Origin of the sequence: Kluyvera intermedia (genome assembly GCF_021440345.1) — a bacterium.
Lineage (GTDB): Bacteria > Pseudomonadota > Gammaproteobacteria > Enterobacterales > Enterobacteriaceae > Kluyvera > Kluyvera intermedia_A.
On the sequence record NZ_JAKCNS010000140.1, the window covers coordinates 1 to 680 of the forward strand.

Sequence of the window (680 nt, forward strand, 5' to 3'; positions counted from 1 at the left end):
ATAGACCTGCAGTGGTTCACGGACGCTGGTATGGTTAACGCAGGCCAACACGTTGTAGTTAACCCGGTGTTTTTGTAGCAATCCCAGCGCACGCATCACCAGCTTATGCGTTGGGCGGCCGCCTTTCGTCACACGATACTGGTTGTGGATCTCTGCCGGACCATCAAGCGACAACCCTACCAGAAACTGATGCCGCGCCAGGAACTGGCACCACTCATCATCCAGCAGTACGCCGTTGGTCTGAAAGCTATTGCTGATCTGTCGCCCCTCACCGTATTTCTGTTGCAGAGCCACGGCACGCCGGTAGAAATCCAATCCCAGCAGCGTCGGCTCTCCGCCCTGCCAGGTAAAGGCGACCTCATTTTGCGGTTCGCTAGCGGCAATATAGCCACGGACATAAGCCTCCAGCGTCGTATCATCCATGCGTAGCGATGGGTGAGAGGAGTATAAGGCGTGCTTTTCGAGATAAAAACAGTAGGCGCAGTTCAGATTGCACTCTGAACCACTCGGCTTTGCCATCGCGTGAAACGCACGCGTCGAAACCTGTTGCAGCATGTTCACTCCTTCCTGAGTAAAGCAATATCCATTGGGAAGAAGATAGTACTGCCATGATGAAAAACGAAAGGGGCGTTTGTTGCGGCGGGAGATGTACGGAATAGCAGAAAACAAAAAACCCCGCC

1 protein-coding gene is annotated in these 680 nt (G+C 53.5%); it reads right to left on the reverse strand.

Annotated elements, in window-relative coordinates:
- A partial coding sequence (locus LZ634_RS22225) for a radical SAM protein (protein WP_234508902.1) occupies positions 1–555 on the reverse strand: 555 nt, incomplete at its 3' end.
- Between the last annotated feature and the right edge of the window lie 125 nt (positions 556–680).